At 61.8% G+C, this 23,044-nt stretch carries 24 protein-coding genes; 15 read left to right on the forward strand and 9 right to left on the reverse strand.

What is annotated here, in order from left to right:
* Positions 1–137 precede the first annotated feature (137 nt).
* Positions 138–854: a ribonuclease PH gene (gene rph, locus AAIA72_RS09955; protein WP_369600166.1), complete on the forward strand. Its 717-nt coding sequence runs from the start codon at positions 138–140 to the stop codon at positions 852–854.
* A 62-nt stretch (positions 855–916) separates the two neighbouring features.
* Here the strand turns inward: rph and AAIA72_RS09960 are convergent, their stop codons facing one another.
* Complete coding sequence (locus tag AAIA72_RS09960) at positions 917–1,690, reverse strand: exodeoxyribonuclease III (RefSeq protein ID WP_369600167.1); 774 nt, start codon at positions 1,688–1,690, stop codon at positions 917–919.
* A gap of 81 nt (positions 1,691–1,771) precedes the next feature.
* Here AAIA72_RS09960 and pyrE point away from each other — a divergent pair, with 81 nt between their 5' ends.
* Positions 1,772–2,413 (forward strand): orotate phosphoribosyltransferase, encoded by a 642-nt coding sequence (pyrE, locus tag AAIA72_RS09965; RefSeq protein WP_369602997.1) that lies wholly within the window; start codon positions 1,772–1,774, stop codon positions 2,411–2,413.
* 9 nt (positions 2,414–2,422) lie between these two features.
* On the opposite strand, the gene AAIA72_RS09970 is transcribed toward pyrE, so the two are convergent.
* Positions 2,423–3,178, reverse strand: a complete 756-nt coding sequence (locus AAIA72_RS09970) for a sulfite exporter TauE/SafE family protein (RefSeq protein WP_369600168.1) — start codon at positions 3,176–3,178, stop codon at positions 2,423–2,425.
* Positions 3,179–3,249: 71 nt separating this feature from the next.
* Between AAIA72_RS09970 and AAIA72_RS09975 the strand changes: the two genes are divergently transcribed.
* Positions 3,250–3,933: an ABC transporter ATPase gene (locus tag AAIA72_RS09975; protein WP_369600169.1), complete on the forward strand. Its 684-nt coding sequence runs from the start codon at positions 3,250–3,252 to the stop codon at positions 3,931–3,933.
* Between the two features lie 129 nt (positions 3,934–4,062).
* On the opposite strand, the gene AAIA72_RS09980 is transcribed toward AAIA72_RS09975, so the two are convergent.
* Positions 4,063–4,458 (reverse strand): hypothetical protein, encoded by a 396-nt coding sequence (locus AAIA72_RS09980; protein ID WP_369600170.1) that lies wholly within the window; start codon positions 4,456–4,458, stop codon positions 4,063–4,065.
* A gap of 296 nt (positions 4,459–4,754) precedes the next feature.
* On the opposite strand from AAIA72_RS09980, the gene yegQ reads away from it, so the two are divergent.
* Both yegQ and AAIA72_RS09990 read left to right on the forward strand, forming a co-directional pair.
* Positions 4,755–6,059, forward strand: coding sequence for a tRNA 5-hydroxyuridine modification protein YegQ (gene yegQ / locus AAIA72_RS09985; RefSeq protein WP_369600171.1), 1,305 nt, complete (start codon positions 4,755–4,757; stop codon positions 6,057–6,059).
* Positions 6,060–6,251: 192 nt separating this feature from the next.
* Complete coding sequence (locus AAIA72_RS09990; protein WP_369600172.1) at positions 6,252–6,692, forward strand: fibronectin type III domain-containing protein; 441 nt, start codon at positions 6,252–6,254, stop codon at positions 6,690–6,692.
* Between the two features lie 16 nt (positions 6,693–6,708).
* On the opposite strand, the gene AAIA72_RS09995 is transcribed toward AAIA72_RS09990, so the two are convergent.
* Both AAIA72_RS09995 and AAIA72_RS10000 read right to left on the reverse strand, forming a co-directional pair.
* Positions 6,709–7,674 carry a phosphotransferase gene (locus tag AAIA72_RS09995; protein WP_369600173.1) on the reverse strand — a complete coding sequence of 322 codons (966 nt, stop codon included), beginning with the start codon at positions 7,672–7,674 and terminating at the stop codon, positions 6,709–6,711.
* A gap of 3 nt (positions 7,675–7,677) precedes the next feature.
* On the reverse strand, positions 7,678–7,971 hold the full coding sequence (locus AAIA72_RS10000) for a DUF2782 domain-containing protein (protein WP_369600174.1): 294 nt from the start codon (positions 7,969–7,971) through the stop codon (positions 7,678–7,680).
* A gap of 69 nt (positions 7,972–8,040) precedes the next feature.
* Between AAIA72_RS10000 and polA the strand changes: the two genes are divergently transcribed.
* The 10 genes from polA (at position 8,041) to AAIA72_RS10050 (ending at position 18,639) form a co-directional block, all read left to right on the forward strand.
* Positions 8,041–10,791 (forward strand): DNA polymerase I, encoded by a 2,751-nt coding sequence (polA, locus tag AAIA72_RS10005; protein ID WP_369600175.1) that lies wholly within the window; start codon positions 8,041–8,043, stop codon positions 10,789–10,791.
* Between the two features lie 157 nt (positions 10,792–10,948).
* Positions 10,949–11,182 carry a hypothetical protein gene (locus AAIA72_RS10010; RefSeq protein ID WP_369600176.1) on the forward strand — a complete coding sequence of 78 codons (234 nt, stop codon included), beginning with the start codon at positions 10,949–10,951 and terminating at the stop codon, positions 11,180–11,182.
* A 328-nt stretch (positions 11,183–11,510) separates the two neighbouring features.
* Complete coding sequence (gene mgtE / locus AAIA72_RS10015; RefSeq protein WP_369600177.1) at positions 11,511–12,851, forward strand: magnesium transporter; 1,341 nt, start codon at positions 11,511–11,513, stop codon at positions 12,849–12,851.
* 28 nt (positions 12,852–12,879) lie between these two features.
* Positions 12,880–13,983: a DUF21 domain-containing protein gene (locus AAIA72_RS10020; protein ID WP_369600178.1), complete on the forward strand. Its 1,104-nt coding sequence runs from the start codon at positions 12,880–12,882 to the stop codon at positions 13,981–13,983.
* 82 nt (positions 13,984–14,065) lie between these two features.
* On the forward strand, positions 14,066–15,505 hold the full coding sequence (locus AAIA72_RS10025) for an OmpA family protein (RefSeq protein WP_369600179.1): 1,440 nt from the start codon (positions 14,066–14,068) through the stop codon (positions 15,503–15,505).
* 42 nt (positions 15,506–15,547) lie between these two features.
* Positions 15,548–15,817, forward strand: a complete 270-nt coding sequence (locus AAIA72_RS10030; RefSeq protein ID WP_369600180.1) for a hypothetical protein — start codon at positions 15,548–15,550, stop codon at positions 15,815–15,817.
* A complete protein-coding gene (locus tag AAIA72_RS10035) occupies positions 15,814–16,656 on the forward strand; it encodes a hypothetical protein (protein WP_369600181.1) in 843 nt (280 codons plus the stop codon). Before AAIA72_RS10030 ends, AAIA72_RS10035 begins: the two co-directional genes overlap by 4 nt.
* A complete protein-coding gene (locus AAIA72_RS10040) occupies positions 16,656–17,210 on the forward strand; it encodes a sigma-70 family RNA polymerase sigma factor (RefSeq protein WP_369600182.1) in 555 nt (184 codons plus the stop codon). Before AAIA72_RS10035 ends, AAIA72_RS10040 begins: the two co-directional genes overlap by 1 nt.
* The gene (locus AAIA72_RS10045; protein WP_369600183.1) at positions 17,207–17,716 is read left to right on the forward strand and encodes a hypothetical protein; all 510 of its coding nucleotides are present in this window, start codon (positions 17,207–17,209) and stop codon (positions 17,714–17,716) included. The genes AAIA72_RS10040 and AAIA72_RS10045 overlap by 4 nt, the downstream gene beginning before the upstream one ends.
* Positions 17,716–18,639, forward strand: a complete 924-nt coding sequence (locus AAIA72_RS10050) for a mechanosensitive ion channel family protein (protein WP_369600184.1) — start codon at positions 17,716–17,718, stop codon at positions 18,637–18,639. Before AAIA72_RS10045 ends, AAIA72_RS10050 begins: the two co-directional genes overlap by 1 nt.
* A gap of 57 nt (positions 18,640–18,696) precedes the next feature.
* Here the strand turns inward: AAIA72_RS10050 and AAIA72_RS10055 are convergent, their stop codons facing one another.
* From AAIA72_RS10055 to AAIA72_RS10070, 4 genes are read right to left on the reverse strand one after another with little or no spacing between them, the layout of a single operon-like run.
* A complete protein-coding gene (locus AAIA72_RS10055) occupies positions 18,697–19,818 on the reverse strand; it encodes a dihydrolipoamide acetyltransferase family protein (protein ID WP_369600185.1) in 1,122 nt (373 codons plus the stop codon).
* A gap of 11 nt (positions 19,819–19,829) precedes the next feature.
* On the reverse strand, positions 19,830–20,807 hold the full coding sequence (locus AAIA72_RS10060) for an alpha-ketoacid dehydrogenase subunit beta (RefSeq protein WP_369600186.1): 978 nt from the start codon (positions 20,805–20,807) through the stop codon (positions 19,830–19,832).
* Complete coding sequence (gene pdhA / locus AAIA72_RS10065; protein WP_369600187.1) at positions 20,800–21,900, reverse strand: pyruvate dehydrogenase (acetyl-transferring) E1 component subunit alpha; 1,101 nt, start codon at positions 21,898–21,900, stop codon at positions 20,800–20,802. Before pdhA ends, AAIA72_RS10060 begins: the two co-directional genes overlap by 8 nt.
* Before the next feature lie 10 nt (positions 21,901–21,910).
* Positions 21,911–22,948: a Leu/Phe/Val dehydrogenase gene (locus AAIA72_RS10070; RefSeq protein ID WP_369600188.1), complete on the reverse strand. Its 1,038-nt coding sequence runs from the start codon at positions 22,946–22,948 to the stop codon at positions 21,911–21,913.
* Between the last annotated feature and the right edge of the window lie 96 nt (positions 22,949–23,044).

Raw genomic sequence — 23,044 nt, forward strand, 5'->3', positions numbered from 1 at the left:
TCTCTCCCTACTCCGGCATGCGGGCCCGACGCCCGGCCGCGATTCAACAAATGCTACCGATTATAGTGCAGTGCCATCCGATTGAAATGGTAGAATGGTCGATTCATTCAAAGGTACACGAACAGCGAGGCCAAAGCATGAGACCGAGCGGACGAGCTCCTGATCAACTGCGCGATGTGCGCATCACCCGCCACTACACCAAGCATGCGGAAGGTTCCGTGCTCATTGAGTTCGGCGATACCCGCGTCCTATGCACCGCCTCGGTGGACAATACAGTGCCACCCTTCCTGAGAGGGTCCGGCCAGGGTTGGGTCACGGCCGAGTACGGCATGCTGCCGCGGGCCACGGGCACACGCAACCAGCGCGAAGCGGCCCGGGGCAAGCAACAGGGACGGACCGTTGAAATCCAGCGTCTAATTGGCCGGGCCCTGCGTGCAGCGGTCAATCTCGAGGCTCTGGACGGCTATACCATCACACTGGACTGCGACGTCATTCAGGCCGATGGCGGCACTCGCACCGCGGCCATCACCGGTGCCTGGATTGCCCTGGCGGATGCCGTGGACACCCTGCTGAAAAACGGCGACATCAAGACCTCCCCCATGCGTTACCAGGTGGCCGCCATTTCCGTGGGCATCTACCAGGGCGAGCCGGTGCTGGATCTGGACTATGCCGAAGATTCCAACGCCGATACGGACATGAACGTCATCATGACGGACAATGGTTGTTTTGTGGAGGTTCAGGGCACCGCCGAGGCCGAACCTTTCCCGGAAGCACACCTGATTGCCATGCTCGCCCTGGCGAAAAAGGGCACCGCCGAGCTCTTTGCCCTTCAGCGTGCAGCCCGCGAAAGCTGACCGGCAAAACGAACGCACCCCGGACAAGCCGGGGTGCGTTCGGGGCATCACGACAGGATCCGTCAGTACTCGATATCGTATTCCACGATCAGGGGCGCGTGGTCCGAGAAACGGGTATCCGTGTCAATCCAGGCCCGTTTCACCGTTCCTTGCAGGCCCGGTGTGGCCAACTGATAATCGGTGCGCCAGGCCGCCTGCTTGCGCCAGCCCTCCGCCCACTCGGGCCACCAGGTGTACTGATCCTTCTGGCGGTTCACCGCGCGGAAACAGTCTATGTAGCCCATTTCGTCGATGATTTCGTCAAACCAGGCACGCTCGTGGGGATAAAATCCGGAAATCTCCATCCGGTGCAGACGCGGGCTGGCATCGGTCACCAGATGGGCGGTCTGGAAGGCACCGGCAAAAATGAACTGGCGACGCTTGCGCAGGGTCTTGGCGAGGTGGGCCTTGAAGGCCTCCATGAACTCGTCCTTTTCCTCCTGACGTTCCTCGTCACCCAGCGCGCAGGGGACCTGAACGGAGGCCACACTGACCTTGTCAAAGTCCGCCTGGAGAAAGGCGCCGTTGAGATCGGCGGGCGCATAGGCAAAGCCCATCATGATGGCCTTGGGAATCTGACGGGTGTAGATACCCACTCCGCCGTTCTCCACATTTTCAGCATCCAGAAAGTAGGCCTCGTAGCCCTCCGGACGGTACCGGGGCTCATCCAGCTCGTAGAGACGCATGCGATGATCCTGAACACAGATGACATCGGCACCCGAAGCGGTCATCCACTCAAAGAACCCGGCCTCTGCGGCGCGCTTGAGACCGTTCACACTGATGGTCGCTACCTTCATTGATGTTCCCTGCCAAAGTTTGCGTGTTATGATACCGAAATCAACGAACTACTGAAAGAAAAGAGGCCGTCTGCCCCCATGATGCTTGATTTTCAGCGCGACTTCATCGAGTTTGCCATTCAGAGTGAGGTGCTGCGCTTCGGCACCTTCACCCTCAAGTCCGGCCGTCAGAGCCCTTACTTCTTCAATGCCGGATTGTTCAACCATGCCTCTGCCCTCGCCCGGCTGGGTCGCTTCTATGCCGCCGCTCTCCTCCACCACAAGCTGCCTCACGACATGATTTTCGGTCCGGCCTACAAGGGCATTCCCCTGGTCTCGGCGCTGGCCGTTCAGTTGGCCGAACAGCATCAGATCGACGTGCCCTTTGCCTTCAATCGCAAGGAAGCCAAGGATCACGGCGAAGGCGGCAACATCGTCGGCGCCCCGCTGCAGGGCAGGGTTCTCATTGTGGACGACGTCATGACGGCGGGCACCGCCATCCGCGAGGTGATCGACATTATCCGCAACGCCGGTGCCACACCCTCGGGGGTCCTGGTAGCCCTGGACAGGCAGGAGCGTGGCCAGGGCGAACGCTCGGCTATCCAGGAAATTGAAGCCGACTACGGGATTCCGGTGCGCGCCATCGTGCAGCTGGATCAGGTGCTCGAATATCTTAAATCAGATGAAAATCTGAACAGATACGTAGATGCCGTGGCCGAATATCGCAATCTGTATGGCGTGTAACGAACCGGGCTACACCAGCAGCGCGACGCCGACCAGAATGGTCAGCCCCTCAAAGGCCCGCTTCACCAGCCGGTTGCCCCGCACAATGGACAGATGGGCACCGGCATAGCCGCCGGCCAGCGCGCCCAGAATCAGCGCAGGCAGCCAGCTCCACTGCACCGGTGCCTGAAGGGCCACGGCCAGCGCGCCTGAACCGTTCCAGACCACGCCGACAATCACCAGTGTGTGGGCCACCGCCAGGCTGTAGTCCAGCCCGAACCAGAGCACCAGCCAGAGCGTGACGAACAGCCCGGTCCCGGACGTCAGTGAGCCGTTGAGCACACCAATGGCAAACAGCCCCAGGGCACCGGCCAGCTTGTGCGCCAGCGTATCGGGCCGCTTCCGGATGGCCTGCCCGAACCCTGGCGAGGCCATGGAGTATACGCCCAATCCCAGCGTCAGTACGCCCAGTGCACGGCGCAACAGCTCTTCGGGTACGGCCAGCACCAGATTGGCGCCGAGCACCACCCCGGGCACCCCGCCGGCCAGCATCCAGCCCACCAGCCTGCCGTTCAGGCGCCCTTCACGAAGATGACGTACACTGGCGCCAAGGCCCAGTGCCACACTGGCAATCTTGTGTGTCGCCAGTGCCGTGGCAAAACCCAGCCCCAGAAACAGCAGGACCGGCAACTGCAGCAGGCCCGCACCACCCCCCGCCAACGCAGAGAACCCATTGGCCAGCAGGGCAATCCCCAGGAGGACGAGCTGTTCGATAAGGGTTTCCATGTATCCTGCTTTTGGTTTGCACCGGGGCGCGCTATTCTATAAAAACATAACGAAAAGGGATATGCCGGATCATGAGAAGATATCGCACAAGGTACGCCCTTGCCGCCATTCCTCTGCTCGGGGCCCTGGCCTGCACACCGGCACTGGCAGCGGCCTCGTCGACGGGGCCCACGTTTTTCCGTTATCGGGATGCCAACGGCACGCTGGTCATGGGCAGCACCATCCCGGCAGAGATTGCCAAGAAGAATGGATACGAGATTGTGGACAGCATGGGCCGGGTCATTGACACCATCCCGCCCGCGCCCTCGGAGGAAGAGCTTGAGGCCCGCAAGCTGCAGAAGCTGGAAGAGCAGCGCCGCAAGGAAGAGGCAGCGCGACAGGCCGAAGAAGATGCGAAGCTGCTGAAACTCTATGCGGTGCCCGATGACGCCATCCAGGCCCGTGAACGCAAGCTGCAGGAAATTGATACCCTGATTTCCCTCAAGGAGGGCAGCCGGCACAATCTGCAGGTGCGCCTGTCCAACCTGGAGAAGCAGGCTGCTGATCTGGAGAAATCTGGCCGTGAGGTCCCCGAAGATATCCTGGAGCAGATGTCCTCACTGACGGAGCAGATCAACCGCCTCAGTCAGGAAATCCGTGAGCTTGAGAGGGAAAAGGTGGCCATCGCGGCCGACTTTGACCGCAAGATTGAACGGCTGAAAATACTCATGGAGCAGCGCCGCAAGGCGCCTCAGCAGGCCGCGGGGCAATCCTGAATACTTGCCTGGCTGCCGCAGCGCTGGCCACCATGAAGCGACCCGGGGCTGCCGGAAGATGTCCGAACCCCAAAAGAAAAGACCCCGCATCACTGCGGGGCCTTCTTGTCAGCATTCGTCAGGAATGCTTCAGGCAGTGGCTTCTTCCTTCTTGGCCGCCGCCTTGCTTTCTGCCTTGGCTGCTGACTTGGCTTCCGCCTTTTCAGCCGGCTTGGCTTCGGCCTTCTCGGCCGGTGCCTGTGCGCTTTCCTTGGCAGTCTCTTCCGGCTCAACCTTGGCGATCAGTTCGGATGCCAGTTCGTTGACCTTCTTGTTCCATTCGCGCAGGGAGGCATACAGGGTGTCGATCGCCTGATCATGCATCTCGCGCAGAGACTTCACAGACAGGGTCTTGGCTTCTTCTTCCAGCTTCTCGGCCAGCTCGAAAGGCTTGGCCGCCAGCGCACGATGCTGCTCTTCGACTGCAGCCAGTGCCTTTTCAAAAGATTCCTGAACCTGTTCCTGAATTGACTTGAGTTTGCCCATTTCCGTTCTCCTTCCGGTATATTCTGATTTGTCGGGGGATGACTCAAACAGGTGCCGGTACAACATTGTGGCATCCCCTCTTGAGTTCACCGTTACCTTACGCCTGCGAATTAGAATATTCATACTAAGCGGTGGTTTTTTTACATCACCCGCATGACAGGCATGTGACCGTCTGCGGCAATCCCCTGTTCCCCACACCTGCCCGCGCCTGTATAATTGACCGTTTAGGTAAACTATTGAAAAGGTATCCTCATGAAAGGGCCGGAATTGCTGTCCCCGCGGGCACACTCAAACACATGCGCTACGCCTTTGCCTACGGTGCCGACGCCGTTTACGCCGGGCAGCCGCGCTACAGCCTGCGCGTGCGCGAGAACGAGTTCGATGCCAAAACACTCGCTGCCGGCATTGAAGAGGCTCACGGCCAGGGCAAGCAGTTTTACGTGGCTGCCAACATTGCGCCGCACAACAGCAAGGTCAAAACCTTTCTGCGCGATATCGAGCCGGTCATCGAGATGGGGCCGGATGCCCTCATCATGTCCGATCCGGGCCTGATCATGATGGTGCGTGACCGCTGGCCGGATCAGACCATCCACCTGTCCGTACAGGCCAACGTGGTCAACTGGGCGGCAGTGGAGTTCTGGCGTCGCCAGGGCGTGACGCGCATCATCCTGAGCCGCGAGCTGTCCCTGGAGGAGATCGGGGAAATCCGCGAACAATGCCCCGACATGGAGCTTGAGGTATTCGTTCACGGGGCGCTGTGCATCGCCTATTCGGGTCGCTGCCTGCTTTCCGGTTACATGAACCACCGGGACCCCAACCAAGGTACCTGCACCAATGCCTGTCGCTGGAAATACCAGGCCCATGAGGCGGTCGAGGACGAAGCGGGCAATGTGATCGCTGCCAGTGCGGCCCGGGAGTGGTCACCGGAAGCCGCCACCGAGACACCGACTCTCGGGGAGGGAGAAACCTCTTCCAGAATCTTCCTGCTGCAGGAGGGCAATGACCCCTCCCGTCTGATGCCGGCCTACGAGGACGAGCACGGCACCTATATCATGAACTCCAAGGATCTGCGTGCCATTCACCATGTGCCTCGCCTGACGGAGATGGGCGTGCATTCACTGAAAATCGAAGGCCGCACCAAGTCCTTCTACTACGTGGCACGCACGGCACAGGCCTACCGCAAGGCCATTGATGACGCAGTCGCCGGTCGCCCCTTCGACATGCGCCTGATGGACGATCTGGAAAAGCTGGCACACCGGGGCTACACGGAAGGTTTCTATCGCCGTCATGTGCATGACGAGTACCAGAACTACGAAAAGGGTCATTCCACCGCCGGCCGGCAGCAGTTTGTGGGGGAAGCCATCGAATACGATGCGGACGCCCATGCACTGATCGTGGACGTCAAGAACCGCTTTGCCAAGGGGGACGCCATCGAGCTGATGACACCCGCCGGCAACCGGGAATTCAGGCTGAGTCATCTTGAGAACCTCAAGGGCCAGTCCATCGACGTGGCGCCGGGGTCCGGTCATACCGTCAAGGTTTTTCTGCCCGAGGATGCGCCAAGGTCAGCAAATTTTACGCTTCTGATGCGCAATTTCTGATCCTGACAGGGCGTCAAAAAGGCCAACGGATGGCCTTACACATTGTTTCACATTCTTACTTTCACACGGGTTTACAATTGCCCGGCCGCCCGTATACTAAGTCCCGCTGATTATAGAATGAACACGCCTTAGACGTTACCGGAACAAGGCGTACCAGCGTACACATTTTCTCACCGCCTGAGACAGAGACCGATGACGTTGACTGACGCCTTCAAACGGTCGTGCCTTGCCCTGCTGCTGGCAAGCATGACGCTGCTCGCCGGCTGCTCGTCGTCCGGGGCCGGCGGGCCGGAAATTCAAAGCACGGCAACCGGCAACAACACCTCCACCGGTGACACCACGGAAGCTGCACGCACCACACAAAGCACCCGGCCTTCGCGACTGGTGTGGGAAATTCCCTTTACCCGTGTGGATGGCTCGCCTCTGGAGCTGAGCGAGGTGGCCGGATATGAAGTTCGGGTGGAAGAAAACACGACCCGAACCTCTGAAATCATCTATGTGAATGATCCCACCGTCACCCAGATGCCGCTGGCGAGCCTGCCGGCGGGGCAATACACCTTCCGGGTTCGTCTGGTCGACATCAATGGTCTGCCCAGCGATTATTCCAATCCGGTGAGCGTGGCGCTCAACTGAGCGCCCGGTCTTCCGGTCAGCTCCCGGCCAGCCAGTCCCGCACCCGGGATACTCCCAGTCTGCAGGCCGCGCGGTAGCGCTGCGCCATCTGTTCCGGGTCCTTCAGGGTATCACCGGCTTTGGCCTCGTGCTGGTAGCCCAGGCTGTGCAGCGAGCGCAGACGCGACAACCAGAAGCGCAGCGCCGCCAGGCGCAATACGGCAGGAAACAGATCAATATCGGCATCGGTGAACGGGCGATAGCCGGACAGCAGGGCCCGGCAGGCCGCATCGTCATAGTCATCCTTGCCGAAACACCAGTCATTGAGGGCCACGGCCACATCAAAGAGAAGCGGTGCCCGGGCGGCATGATAGAAATCGATCACCCCCGTAAGCCGGTCGCCTTCGAAGAGGGCGTTGTCCACAAAGAGATCCCCGTGGACGATGCCTTCCGGCAGTGTGGCCACGTCCTCTGCTTCCCCGGCCCAGCGTTCCACCGCCTCGCTGACCTCTCCCCTGGCCGCTTCCGGCAGGACGGCGAGCACCTCCCGCATCCAGCGCAGGTCACGCGGGTGCGGATCACCGGGCAGCCCGGCAGTCAGCCCGTGCATGGCGGCCATGAACGCGCCAAGGGCCCGGCGCTGGGCATCATCGGGCGTCGTCACGTGGCGCCCGGGCATGCAGGGCAACAGCAACGCCGGCTTGGCCGCCACCCGGAACACCCAGTTGCCATCCACATCCGTCAACGGCGCCGGTACCGGCAGCCCCGCATGGGCCAGACGTGTGGTGAGACGCGCGAAAAAGGGCAGCGTTTTCGGCGGCAGTGTTTCGAACAGGGTCAGCACCAGGCGACGCGTTTCGCCACCCAGTTCCACATCCAGAAAATAGTTGGTGTTTTCAATGCCGGCCGAAATGGGCGTCAGCCCGGACAGCCGGCCTTCAGGAAAGAAACGGGCCAGTACCGGCGCCAGCATGTCCGGCGCCACTTCGGTATAAACGGCCACAGCCTACCACTCCAGCAATTTCCAGCTCGGGATCAGGACCCGCGGCCGGTCCGACCGGCGCAGCGATCCGTCATCCTGGGGAATGAGATAATATTCAGGACCGATCTTTGGCACCACGCGCACCTGTACCAACTCGCCATTGATCCGGTACTCGTAGAGGGTCTTGTCCTGCTCCACCCTGATGACGATTTCACCCGCCTGATCCCCGCTGTCCGCCGGCTCCACCGCCCAGAGCGGTGTCTGGAACAGGCTCAGCAGGATCAGGGCCGCAAACGCTTTGCGTCCTTTCGACAGCATTGTTACCCTAGCATACCCTTTTGACATATCGACCCTTTCAGTCTGCGTACGTTCAGGAGAACTGCACCCATGTCCGGCGACACCCAAGCCCCCGATCTGATCCTGGTGGACGGCTCATCCTACCTGTTCCGGGCCTTCCATGCCCTGCCCGATCTGACCACCTCCGACGGCCGGCATACGGGTGCCATCCGCGGTGTCATCAGCATGATCCGCAAGATGCAGAACGATTACCCCTCAAGCCGGATTATCATGGTTTTCGATGCCAAGGGCAAAACTTTCCGGCACGATCTGTATGCGGACTACAAGGCACACCGCCCGCCCATGCCGGAAGAACTGGCCAGCCAGATCGAACCCATCCACGCCATCATCCGCGCCATGGGATTGCCGCTGGTGGTCATTGACGGCGTGGAAGCGGATGACGTCATCGGCACCCTGGCGCGCCGCGCCAGCGATCGCGGGCTGACCACGCTGATTTCAACCGGGGACAAGGACATGGCCCAGTTGGTCACTCCCAGCGTGACCCTGCTCAACACCATGACCGGAGAGCGGCTGGACGAACCGGCGGTGGAAGCAAAGTTCGGCGTCAGACCGGATCAGATCATCGACTTTCTCGCCCTCACCGGCGACACGGCGGACAACATCCCCGGCGTGCCCAAGTGCGGCCCCAAGACGGCCGCCAAATGGCTCGGCCAGTACGGCACGCTGGACAATCTGATCGCTCATGCGGACGAGATCAAGGGCAAGATTGGCGAGAATCTGCGGGCGGCACTGGATCAGCTGCCCCTCTCGCGCCAGCTGGCTACCATTCATACGGATGTGGCGCTGCCCGTGGATCTGGATGACCTGCAGCCGGAGCCGCCGGATACGGAGGCACTCAAGGCACTCTTTGCGGACCTGGAGTTCAGAAGCTGGCTGCGTGAACTGGAAAACCCGCAGGATCCTGACCACTCTTCGGGTACCGCCGCCAACGATCCGGGGACCGAAGCGCCGGATACCTCCGGCCAGCTGAGCAGCGAAGGCTACCGGATTCTCACGACCGAATCCGGCCTCACAGCCCTCATTGACGAGCTGAAGGCCGCGGGTGAATGGGTGTTCGATACGGAAACCACCAGCCTCAGCAGCATGGCGGCACGGATTGTCGGGCTGTCCTTCTGCACCCGCCCCGGCCACGCCGTATATCTTCCGCTCTGCCACGACTACCCGGGCGCGCCGGATCAACTGCCTCCGGAAACCACGCTGACGGCCCTGAAGCCCCTGTTCGAGGATGCCGGACAGCGCAAGATCGGACAGAACCTCAAGTACGATGCCCACGTGCTGGCCAACCACGGCATTACCCTGCGGGGCATCCATGATGACACCATGCTGGAATCCTATGTGCTGGATCCCGCCGGCAGCCGCCATGACATGGACACCCTGTCCCTGAAGTACCTGCAGCACAAGACCGTCAGCTTTCAGGACATCGCCGGCAAGGGCAAGGGTCAGCTCACCTTCAATCAGGTGGATGTGGAGACCGCGGGCCATTATGCCGCAGAGGATGCGGACGTCACCCTGCGTCTGCACCAGGCGCTCGCTCCCCGTCTGGACGCGGAACCCGCCCTGAAGCGGGTTTACCGGGAAATCGAGATGCCGCTGGTGCCGGTGCTGCTGCGCATGGAGCGCAACGGTGCCCTGGTGGATGCCCGGGTGCTCCGCGAACAGAGTCAGATGCTGGCCGCACGCATGGCCGAGCTGGAAAAGAAGGCCTGGGAGCTGGCCGGAGAGCCGTTCAATCTGGGTTCCACCAAGCAGCTCCAGCAGATTTTCTACGACAAGCTGGGGTATGAGGTGCTGAAGAAGACGCCCAAGGGACAGCCTTCCACCGCCGAGCCGGTTCTTCAGGAACTGGCGGAAAAGTACGAGCTGCCGGCCATCATTCTCGAGCATCGCAGTCTGTCCAAGCTCAAGAGCACCTATACGGACAAGCTGCCGGAGCAGATCTGGCCGGCCACCGGACGAATCCACACGTCCTACCATCAGGCCGTGACGGCGACCGGCCGGCTGTCGTCATCCGATCCGAACCTGCAGAACATTCCGGTACGGACGGAAGAAGGGCGACGCATCCGGCAGGCATTCATCGCGCCGCCCGGCAAGCTGCTGATTTCCGCCGACTACTCACAGATTGAACTGCGCATCATGGCGCATCTGTCCGGCGATGAAGGGCTCATCCGTGCCTTCCGGGAAGGCCGGGATATCCACAGCGCCACTGCGGCCGAGGTGTTCGGCGTGCCCCTCGAGGACGTCACCAGCGAGCAGCGGCGGCGGGCCAAGGCCATCAACTTCGGCCTGATCTACGGCATGTCCGCCTTCGGCCTGGCACGCCAGATCAAGGTGAGCCGGGAGGAAGCCGGACACTACATCGACACCTACTTTGCCCGGTATCCGGGCGTCCGTGATTACATGGAGCGCATCCGCCAGCAGGCCAGGGACCAGGGGTACGTGGAAACCCTGTTTGGCCGGCGGCTCTATCTGCCTGACATCCACTCACGCAACCGCATGCGTCAGCAGGCGGCGGAGCGGGCGGCCATCAACGCCCCCATGCAGGGGACGGCCGCCGACATCATCAAGCGGGCCATGATTGCGGTACATCACTGGCTGGAAGCAGAGCAGGTGCCGGCCATGATGATCCTGCAGGTTCACGATGAACTCATTCTGGAGGCCGAAGCGTCGGCGGCAGAAGCGGTCGCGGAGCGGCTGAAGCAATTGATGTCGGCCGCGGCAGAGCTGGCCGTCCCCCTGCAGGTGGATGCCGGCATCGGCCACAACTGGGACGAGGCACACTGAGCTCAAGGTTTTGTGATGGCTGCCGTTAATGAGGGAGTCCCTTCCATAAAAAAGGCGGGGCAACCCCGCCAAACGCGCAGCAGGACACGGTGCCATGCACCGTGTCTCTTTCCAGTGTAGTCCGGTTTTCACCATTTTCACGTTCAGGGTTCGATTCATGCTCCGCGACATCAAAAAGACCCGCACGCTTCTCAGGCAATTCAGGGCCTTCCAGTGCCTGAAAAAACGCCAGCGCCTGCGTCACCGGGACCGTCTGGATACACTGCTGATCAAGACCGACAAGCGCATTCACAATCTGACCCGTGCGCTGGCACGCACACCGGATTCCCCCTGTCCGGAGATGCGCGGGCAACTCTGGTGCGGCTGGAAGCCCTGCGAGCTGAAATCCTGAACCTGAGTGCGGCCATCGGGCCTGCACCTCCGCGCTCCCCGAGGCGAAGACCGCGCAAAACGAAGCGAAACCGGAGCACGCCGGGACAGCCCCCGGCACCCGCAAATCACTGACCTCAGCCAACCGATCCCATACGAAAGCGTACCCGGGGTGTCTTCACATCCCGGCATGGCACATTCATCGCATCAGATGCCTGCCCGAGTGACTTTAAAGCCACTCGGGGCGTCCCTATATTGATATTTTTTTCTGATACAAAATTCAACAATGATAGATATGATATACACTATGCTGTCAACGCGTCACCTATCCAGCCGGGAGGAAAGCCACCATGAGTGATGAGCTGCAGGAACTGATTGAAGATGTGGTGGAGGCCGAAGAGGCGCATGCCGACCGCAAGGATATCCAGCACCTGCTCGGGGATCAGGAACCCGAGGAACTGGCATTGCTGCTGGAATCACTGCCCGTTGAACAACGGGTGGACGTGTGGCGCAAGCTGCCGGCCGACAAGCAGCTCGATGTGCTGGTGGCCATGCGCGCCGATCCCCGCGAGCGGATTCTGGATGACCTGAGCCGCGAGGAAACGGACACGCTGCTGACGGACCTGGATGCGGAAGATCTGCTGGAGCTGGCGGAGTCCCTGTCGCCGCGCATGGTGGAACGCGCCCTCACGCGCATGGATACCCAGCAGCAGGAATGGTTCCACAGCGCACAGAAGTACCCGGAGGATCAGGCCGGCCACTGGGTCGATCACGAACTCATCCTGCTGCCTCAGAATGCCCGGGTGCGAGATGCCCTCCGGGCCCTGCGGCGTGAACAGCCGGAATACTGTGACACCATCTTTCTCATCAACCGGGCGGGCCAGTTTGCCGATCTGGTGAAGATCGCCAATCTCTGGCAGCAGCCGGACCACGTACCGCTGGCCGACCTGACAGAAGATGATTGTGACGAAATCCTGGCCACCGAAGATGCCGTGGATGCGGCCATGAAGGTGCAGAAATCCGGACTGGCGGCGCTTCCGGTGGTGGATGAGCAGCGCAAGCTTCTGGGCCGGATGGACATTGGTACCGCCTGTGAGCTGGTCAACGAGTACTACGAGGGCCAGCTGATGGCAGCGGCCGGTATGGACGAGGACGAGGACTTGTTCGCCCCGGTCACCAAGAGTGCCCAGGGGCGTGCCGTCTGGCTCGGCATCAACCTGCTGACCGCCTTTGCCGCGTCCTGGTTCATTGGTCTGTTCGAAGACACCCTGCAACAGGTGGTGGCGCTGGCCGTCCTGATGCCGATTGTGGCCAGCATGGGTGGCATTGCCGGCAGCCAGACCCTGACCCTGATGATCCGCGGTCTGGCCCTGAACCAGATCACCGATGCCAACTTCATGGCTCTGCTGAAGAAGGAGCTGGCCGTGGGTGGCCTCAATGGCCTGATCTGGGCCGCGGTCATCGGCCTCATCGCCTGGGTCTGGTTCGGCAGCCCGATGATCGGCGTGGTGATCGCCCTGGCGATACTGATCAATATTCTGGCTGCGGCACTGTCCGGTGTCGTGATTCCGATGATTCTGGATCGCCTGAAGATTGATCCGGCGCTTTCCGGCTCCGTGATCCTGACCACCGTGACCGATATTGTGGGTTTCGTGGCCTTTCTCGGCCTCGGCACCCTGTTTCTCCTTTGACCGGCCTGACCCGAGGTAAACATTGACCATGCTGATGGATAACCCTGAATTGCTCATCTGGCTGGGGATTGCCTTCTGCATCTCCCAGTCCGCCATGTTCTCCGGCCTCAACTTGGCCTTTTTCTCCCTGAACATGCTTCAGCTGGAGGTGGAAGCCAGCCACGGAGACAAGTCCGTGCAGCGCATCATGGAAATGCGCAAGGACTCCAACTTTCTGCTCACCACCATCCTCTGGGGCAACGTGGGAATCAATGTGTTGCTGACCCTGCTGTCCGACTCCGTACTGACCGGTGTGTCCGCCTTTGTCTTCTCCACCGTGTTCATCACGATGTGCGGTGAAATCCTGCCCCAGGCCTATTTTTCACGCCATGCGCTGCGGATGGCCTCCCTGCTGGCCCCCGTCATGCGCTTCTATCAGATCCTGCTGTTCCCGGTGGCCAAGCCGGCGGCACTGATTCTGGACGGCTGGCTCGGCAAGGAAGGGATCAGTTACCTGCGTGAGCAGGACCTCAAGCGCGTGATCCGCACCCATGTTGAAGCGGACGAGGCCGAGGTGGACCATGTGGAAGGCATTGGTGCCCTCAACTTTCTGGCCATTGATGACCTGAAGGTCTCCCAGGAAGGTGAACTCATTGACCCCAGGTCCATCATCCGCCTGCCGACACGGGTGGATCTGCCCATCATTCCGGAGATCTCCCGCACCCCGGATGATCCGTTCCTGCAGCAGATCAACGCCAGCGGCCACAACTGGGTCATCCTCGCCGATGAGGACGGCAACCCGCACCTGCTCATGGATGCGGACGGAGCGCTGCGCGCTGCCCTGTTTGACCGCGATCAGCCCTTTGACCCGTACCAGTTCTGCCATCGCCCCCTGATTGTCCGGGATCCCAATGTCACCATCGGAGACGTGATTCTGCATCTGAAGGCCAAGGAAGCCGCCGATCAGCACCACGATGCCGCCATCGAGTTTGACGTGGTGCTAGTCTGGACAGATGAACCGCGCATCATCACGGGGGCGGATATTCTCGGTCGCCTGCTCAAGGGCATCACCGCGCGCCTGCCGGAAGCCAACCTCGCCACCACCCAACTGGCCACCCTGGACAGCCCGCCCGTGGTGACCCACCAGCCCTGATCATTGTGACTTTTATCACCCCGGACGCGTCCAAACCATACCGAAACAGACAACCCAAAGCGACAATACAAAAGGAAACATCATGAACACACTCGCACGCTGGATCATTGCCTCATCCGCTCTGCTCGCCGGAGGCTGTGCCACTCAGAGCCAGCTCAGCCAGGCGGACATTGATGCCCGCTTTCCCGAACTGAAAACACTGGATCAGGCCCTGCAAAAGGCCGATGCAGAAGAAGTGGATCTGCTCTCCCGCGCCCTCTACGAGCAGGCGCGCAGCAGCTATCTGGATGCCCGCAAGTGGGCCGCCGGAGGCAGTGACAAGGCCCACGAACTGGCCAAACAGGCCGAAGCCCTGCTGGATCAGGCCAATCTGAGCACCACTACCGCCAAGCGGGAGCTGGCCAGTGTGCTGAGTGCCCGTGACCGGGCCATGCGTGCCGGTGCCCATAGCAAGTTCCCGGAGCGCTTTGCCAAGGTTGATGAAAAGCTGGTGGACTACGGCAACATGCTGGCCCGCGGCAAGATTGCCGATGTCCGGGAAGGCCGGCAGGCCCTGGCACAACAGTATGCTCAGCTTGAAGTTGACGCGCTGAAACAGGCGACCGCAAAGGATGCCGAGCAGCGGATCGCCGAAGCCATCAGAAAGGATGCCGATGACTACGCACCGCTGACGCTGAAGCAGGCGCAGGCGGAACTGAAGCTGGCCAAGGAAGTTCTGGAATCCGACGCCAACGCCCGGGACAAGGCTGCCGTGCATGCCAACAAGGCCCTGCAACTGGCCAACCAAGCCATTCAGATCACCGAGCTGATCAAGGAGTTCAAGCAGAGTGACATGACGGACGAACAGATCGTGCGCTGGTACCAGACGCAGCTTGCGACAGCCGTGGCGCCGGTCATGTCCGAGCCGGACTTCGGACAGCCCAACCGCGACCTGATTCAGGCCATTGCCAATGAGCTCAAGGCCCTGAAGAACCGGGCCGAGTCGGCCAGCCAGGCACTGGCTGAAGCACGCAAGCAGCATGCTGCCGAACTGGCCGCCAAGGAGAAGGAACTGATGGCATTGCGTGCCACCTCCGAAGCGGAACGCGAACGTCAGGCCCAGATCGAGGCGCGCTTCAAGGCCGTACAGAGCCTCTTCAGCGCCGACGAGGCCGTGGTCTACCGTCAGGGCAACAATGTCCTGATCCGGGCATACGGGTTCAGCTTCCCCTCCGGCGGCAGCGAAATCCAGTCCGAGAACTTCCCGTTGCTGAAGAAGATCATCCAGGCCATCGGTCAGTTCCCGGGCTCGCGGATTGAGGTCTCCGGTCATACGGACAACCGGGGCTCGGATGAACTGAACATGCGCCTCTCCACCGAACGTGCCGAGAAGGTGGCCCGCTTCCTGACCGACGTGGGCAACCTGCCCGCCAACCGGGTGAGCAGCAAGGGCTACGGCAAGACCCGCCCGCTGGCGTCCAACGACACCGCAGAAGGACGGGCAGCCAACCGCCGGGTTGAAATCCTGATCATCAACGACTGAAACATCCGGGGCGCGCTGCGCCCCTTTTTTGAGGAGACCGCCATGAATGAAGAAGACGCGCTGGAGCACCAGCTTAAAGCGCTGGCCCGATCCGAGATCAAATCTGTCAAGCGACGACATCGGATCCGGCGAGCGCTGGAAGCGGCCCGCCGGCAGACTGCAGCCAGGGAAGGACTGGGCTTTGTGACTGCGCTGATCTGGGTGCTGTTTGCCGGGCTGGGTACCCGCCTGATAACGGCCACCCGGACCCGTCCCGCAGCCGATGAGAAACCCCGTAAACCCCGACCACACACGACCGGAGGTCACGCATGAATCTGGATGCCTGGACCCAGGCTTTTGGCACCGCCCTGAGCAATTTCTGGGGCAAGATCGCCGAATTTGCGCCCAACGTACTGGCCACACTGTTCATCGTGCTGGCCGGACTCTATGTGGCCCGTCTGATCGGACAGGGCGTCGCCCTGGCCCTTCGCAAGCTCGGCATGGACAGTCTCTGTGACAAGATCGGCCTCACCGGCTGGCTGAAAACGGCCGGGCTGGACATACCGCCCAGTCAGGCACTGGCGGGTCTGTTCCGTATCTTCCTGATCCTGCTGATCATCCTCTCCGCGGCCGAAACCCTCGGACTCGAGCGCATTTCCGCCGTGGTCGACGAGTTCGTGCTCTATCTGCCACGCCTGTTCGGCGCCATTGCCGTGGTGGTCGCCGGCATGTTCATCGCCCATCACCTCAAGCGCAGCGTCGGCCGCACCCTCAAGCACATGGGAGTGGACTACGCCCGCGCCGTGGCCCAGACCGTCTATGGCATCACCCTGCTGATCACCGCCTCCGTGGCCATCAATCAGCTGGATATCGCCACCGGCCTGTTTGATCTCTTCTTTGCCATCGTGCTGGCCAGCATCGGACTCGCCGTTGCCATTTCCTTCGGTCTGGGTGCCCGCGGTGTCTCCGAGCAGCTCATCAGTGGCGTGTACCTGCGCGAGCAGCTGGTGCCGGGCGAAACTCTGATCGTGGATGGTGAGGAAGGCGTGGTGCTGGCCGTGGGCAACGTCAACACACTGGTGCAGGTGGGCAACGAAATGCGCCGCATCCCCAATGCCGTCCTGCTCAAGAGCGCCTTCAGCACCCGGAATGATGATACCGACGCCGACTGATGCAGGCCCGGCACGCACTGAAAAAGCTCTCCGATGCCCAGCTGGTGATTCTGGCGCGCCAGCAGCTTCCGTATGCCACCACGGCGTACGAGGAGCTCATGCGTCGCCACGAAAAACCGCTGCTCAGCCTGTGCCGCAATCTGTGTGGCAACGAGGCCGATGCGGAAGATGCCTTTCAGGAAGTGCTGCTGCGGGTGTTTCACAACCTGCCCCGCTTTCGCGGAGACGCCAGTTTCCGGACATGGGTGTACCGTATCGCCTACAATGAGTGCATGACCCTCATCCGCAGACGCAAGGACCATGATGACATGGATGACCACCCGGAGCCCGAAGCGCCGGCACCGGCTGAGGCGGCCGACGACGGCCAGCCTTCCTTCCACCACCTCATCGCTCATCTGGGTGAGGAGGATCGCAGCGTGCTGGCCTTGCGCCTGATCTCGGATCTGGATTTCAATGACATTGCCACCATCACACAAAGCGGTCTCAGCGCCGTGAAGATGCGTTACAAGCGGGCACTGGAAAAACTCAAACCCTTGATGGAGAACCTCAGATGACATGGATTCAGCGCATGCTCGGTCTGACCCTGCTGCTGGCCCACATTCAGGCCTCGGCACTGGGCATGACCATTACCCGTGAAGAAATGCTCGCCGCAATGCGACCCTTCTTCCCCTATCCGGTCACCCTCGGCGGCTGGAAACTGGCCCTTAAGGATCCCGACCTCGGCTTTTCCGCCAAGGATCAGATGGTTGCGCTAAAGGTGCGCATGGACGTGAACTCGGGTGGCGAAAGCATGGTGGTGGCGGGGCGGCTGAAGGGCCAGGTGGCCTTCGATGCACAAACCCAGCAACTGCAACTGGTCAAGCCCCGGGTGGAGTCTCTGGATGTGGTTTCCGGTCACATTACCGGTTCGGAGGAAACACTGAACACCCTGCGCCGCAGCTTCGGGCAGGATCTGCCGGTCATCGTGCTCTTTGACGTGCGCCAGTTCAGTGGCGGCCTGGCGTTCTTCAAGCCGAGGCAAATCCGCGTGGTGGACAACGGCGTGGCGGTGGAATTCTGATGAACGAGGCGCTGGACTCGCTGAAAGCCCTGGGGCTCTGGCTGCTTGAATGGGGCGGCCGGGATTGGTTCACCATCGGTGACACACCGGTCAACCTGTTTCGCCTGATCGGCCTCATCATCATCCTGACGGTGGTGTGGTATATCGCCCGGCTGCTGGAAAACAGTCTCACCCGGGTGGCCCGCCGGTCAGACGCCGGCGCCTCCAGCGGCTTCTATGCGCTGGCCCGGCTCGCCCGCTATGCGGTGTGGATTGTCGGCTCCCTGATCGGTCTCAACTACATGGGCTTCAGCCTGGCCAGCCTGTCCCTGCTCGGCGGGGCCATTGGTGTGGGTATCGGATTTGGCCTGCAGAACATTTTCAGCAACTTCATTTCCGGGATCATCCTGCTGCTGGACCGTTCCCTTAAAATTGGTGACTTCGTGCAACTGGAGTCCGGGGTCATGGGCAAGGTTCAGGAAATCGGCATGCGCTACACGCGCATCACGACAAACGACCTGGTCGACATCATTGTGCCCAATTCGGAATTCATCAATGGGCGGGTGATCAACTGGAGCTATGACGAGAGTGTCTGCCGCCTGCACATCCCCTTCGGCGTGGCCTACGGCAGCGACAAGGACCAGGTGAAGGAAGCCGCCATTGCCGCCGCACGAAAGGTCAAGGGCACCATTGAGCACGACCGCCGCCCCATTGACGTCTGGCTGGTGAACTTTGGCGAAAGCAGTCTGGACTTCGAGCTGGTGGTCTGGGTGGAACCGGAGGCCATGTACTCGGTCAACCGGACCCGCGCGCGCTACCTATGGGCCATCGAGGACGAGCTCCGCGCCCGCAATATCGAGATTCCGTTCCCGCAGCGGGATCTGCATATCCGCAGCAGTGTGGCGGTGCCGGTGGGGCGCCCGGGAGAGACGGATCGTCGGTGATTCCGAGCCGAGGCAAAGGGGCCGGCACGGCATACCGGCCCCGGCAGTCCTTGCGCGTTACTCGTCGAGCGTGGCGCGCTGCAAGTCCCGGATCAGCGCCTGAAGGAAGCGCGCGGCCTCGCCCCCGGTGCAGGCCCGGTGGTCAAAGGTGAGGGACAGGGGCATGATCCGCCGGATGGCGGGCTTGCCCTCATGGGCCACCACTTCCTCGCGTACCACGCCGGCACCCACGATGGCCACCTGCGGCGGCACGACAATGGGGCTGGCATAGCGCCCTCCGATGGTGCCGAAATTGGACAGCGTGATGGTTGCCCCCTGCATCTCCGAGGCGGGAATCTTGCGCTTGGCGATATCCTTCCTCATGAGATCCAGCCCCTTGCGCAGGTCATTGAGACTGCGTTCGGTCACGTTGCGCAATACCGGCACAAAGAGGCCGTCCTCGCTGTCCACCGCAATGCCCACATGCACCTGGCTGAACACGCGGCGTGACAGGGTGGTGCCATCAAACCAGGCATTGAGATCCGGCACCTCGCGGCAGGCCATGCCAATGGCGTGCACCAGACGCATGGTAAAGTCGGTCCCCCTGGGCCAGTCGTGAATATCCGCATCGTCGTGGATACTGACCGGCACCACTTCCTCGTGGGAGCGCGCCATGTTCTTGGCCATGGTGCGCCGGACACCGCGCAGCGGTTCCACATCCCCCAGTTCCGCCTGCATGCGGGCAGCGTTCTGGACATCTTCCGCCGAAATCAGCATGCCGCGTGACGGCCGCACCAGCTCGATGTTGACACCGAGGCGCCGGGCCAGGGCACGCACGGCGGGCGTGGCCCGGGGCGAGCCATCCGTATCCGCCCGCCGCCGAGCGGCACCGATGATGAAGCCTTCGCTGGTTGCCGGGGCGGCCGCCTTTCTGAGTTCACCCACCACGGTGCCGGTATCCTCCGCAGCCCCCTCGAACTCCACCAGCGGCTCCCCCACGTGGACGATGTCCCCCGGCTCGCCGAACAGGGCCGCAATGGTCCCGGTACAGGGACTGGGCACTTCCACGATGGCCTTGGCCGTCTCCACGGAAACCAGCAGATCATCCTCCTTCACCTGGTCGCCCGGCTTCACATGCCATTCCACGATCTCGGCTTCATGCAGCCCCTCGCCCAGATCGGGCAGCTTGAAAAATTTCATGTCGGTCCTCCTCAGTAGTCCATCAGTACACGGGCGGCATCCAGGATGCGATCCACATCGGGCAGATAGTGCTGCTCAAGCCGGAAATACGGCATGATGGTGTCATACCCCGTGACCCGGGCGATGGGCGCCTTCAGATCAAACAGGCAGGTTTCCGCAAGATGGGCGGCAACATCCGCGCCCACGCCCACATGGCGCGGTGCTTCATGCACGATGAGGCAGCGCCCCGTGCGCGCGACGGACGCTTCCAGGGTGGCGTAGTCCATGGGGTTGAGTGTGGCCACGTCAATCACCTCCACGGACACCCCTTCGTTCGCCAGCGCTTCGGCGGCCTGCAGGCTTTCCATGACGGATGCCCCCCAGGTCACCAGTGTCAGGTCGTCGCCCTGACGGAGGGTGAAGCAACTGTCCAGCGGCAGCGCCTGACCGTTGTCGGTGACCTCTTCTTCCACGGCCCGGTAGATCCGCTTGGGTTCCAGGAATACCACCGGGTCCGGGCAGCGGATGGCTGCCAGCAACAGGCCGTAGGCGCGCTGGGGTGAACTGGGAATGACCACGCGCAGACCCGGTATGTGCGCCAGCATGGCTTCCGTGCTTTCGCTGTGGTGCTCGGGGGCATGAATGCCGCCACCGAAGGGCGCCCGCACCACCATGGGGCAACTGAGCCGGCCGCGGGTCCGGTTGCGCATGCGTGCTGCATGGCTGACCAGATGATCCACCGCCGCATAGATGAATCCCATGAACTGGATTTCCGCCACCGGCTTCAGGCCCTGGGTCGCCATGCCGACACTGATGCCGGCAATGAGCGTTTCCGCCAGCGGGGTGTCCATCACGCGCTTGAATCCGAATGTGTCCCGCAACCCGGCCGTGGCGCGGAAAACACCACCGTTGACCCCCACATCCTCGCCCAGCACGACCACATGCTCATCCTCGTGCATGGCCCGGTGCAGCGCCAGATTGACCGCTTCGAGCAGGGTGATCTTAGCCATGATGCGCCCCTCCTTCCTTCAGTTCGGCCCGGCACTGAACCTCTGCATGCTGGTCCCGCAGCATGTCAGGCATTTGCGCATACAGAAATTCGAACATGGATTCCGGCCGCTGGGGCGGGGTGTCCAGATAGGCCTTCACGGCAGCCTCGATTTCCCGGTTGGCTTCGGCCATGAGCGCCTTTTCCTCGGTCTCATTCCACCAGCCCCGGTTGACCAGCCAGTTGCGCAGACGCAGGATGGGTTCACGCTGCCAGGCCGCCTTGAGTTCCTCCGCAGGCCGGTAGCGGCTGGCATCGTCAGCCGTGGTATGGTCACAGAGACGGTAGGAGACGGCTTCGATCAGTGTCGGCCCCTTGCCCTGGTGGGCCTTTTCCAGCGCCTGGCGTACCGCCTCCCCCACGGCAAAGTAGTCATTGCCATCCACCTGAACACCATGCACACCGGCACCGATGGCCTTCTGGGCGATGGTGGCCGCACCGCACTGCACCTTGCGGGGCGTGGAAATGGCCCATTGGTTATTGTTCACGACCATGACCAGGGGGAGCTGCCACACGCCCGCAAGATTGAGCGCTTCGAGAAAATCGCCCTTGGAGGTCGCCCCGTCGCCGCAGGTGGCAACCGCCGCCCGCTTTTCCCCGCGGATCTTGAAGGCCGTGGCAATGCCTGCACCGTGGCACATCTGGGTGGCAATGGGGACACAATTGGGCAGATCTTCCCGGCAGTGGGCATACTGGCTGCCGCGCTCGTCACCGCCCCAGTAGAGCAGCGCCTCGGTAAAGGTGACGCCGCGCTGGATCTGGGCCGGCAAATCCCGGTAATAGGGCGCCAGCACATCATCCGGCCGCATCCACTGGCCAATGGCCGTGCCGATGGCTTCCTGTCCGAGCACCGAGGCATAGGTGCCCAGCTTGCCGGTGCGCTGGAGTGCAATGGCCTTCTGGTCGAACTGGCGCACCCGCACCATGGTACGGCAGGCTGCCACCACCCGGCTGCGGTCCTGCGCCCACTCGGGCAGCGGTTGTTCCGCCTCGCCCCGTTCGTTCAGGAAACGGTAGTAACTGACAAAGAAATCATAGGTCTTGTGATGCAACATGGTGGCCTCCTCAGGCTGCCCTGGACAGTTCGCCATAGAGGCGTGATTCGGCCAGCTGATCCGCCATCACGCTGGGGGGCAGATTGCACGTATCGGCCTGTTCGAAGAGATCCAGCAGGGTCTCTCCGATGCGCAGGGTCTTGGTTTCGATTTCACTCAGGCTGTGTCCGAGGTGATTGAGACTGGCGTAGATCAGACCCCCGGCATTGATCACGTAATCGGGCGCGTAGAGGATGCCGTGCTTGTGCAGCGTGACGCCATCCGCTTCGCTCAGCAGCTGATTGTTGGCTGATCCGGCAACGATGCGGCAGTGCAGATGTTTCAGCGTCTCCGGATTGATGATGCCGCCCAGTCCACAGGGCGCAAACACCACACAGGGCACGGCATAGATGTCTTCCGGCGCCACCGCTTCCGCGCCCAGTGTCTGCACGGCCCGCTGTACCCGCTCGGGTTCGATGTCGGAGACGATCAGCCGGGCACCGGCGGCATGCAGATGCTCGCACAGACGCCAGCCCACATTGCCAAGCCCCTGAACCGCAATCCTGAGACCCTCGAGGTCGTCGCGATCCAGCTTGTGGCGCACGGCGGCGCGGATACCTTCATACACGCCCCGCGCCGTGAACACCGACGGGTTGACCTCATGGGATGTACTGGTGACATGAGGAGTGTGCTCCCCGATCCAGTCCATGTCCCGGGCGCCGGTGCCGGCATCAATGGCGGTGATGTATTCACCGCCCAGCGAGTCGACAAAACGCCCGAACTCCCGGAACAGCGCCTCGCGGTCATGGGGCCCGCGGGGCTTGAGGATCACAGACTTGCCGCCGCCCTGAGGCAACCCGGCCATGACGGCCTTGTAGCTCATGCCCCGTGCCAGACGCACGGCGTCTTCGAGAGCGGCATCGGTGGAGTGGTAGTGAACGAAACGGCATCCGCCAAGGGCAGGTCCGAAACGGGTATTGTGGATGGCAATGATGGCTTTCAGGCCGGTGGCTGCATCATCACGCACGTGCAGCGCATTGACCCGATACCGGTCAAGCAGGGTGAACATTTTTCTTTCCTCCTGACTTCACACCCCGGCAGTTGTGCAGTCAGGCTTGTGGCCCGCCGCGCCCGGCCGTTGATGCGAAAGGTTGTAACCCGCGTC

This window comes from Thermohahella caldifontis (genome assembly GCF_041153465.1).
Classification (GTDB): domain Bacteria; phylum Pseudomonadota; class Gammaproteobacteria; order Pseudomonadales; family Oleiphilaceae; genus Thermohahella; species Thermohahella caldifontis.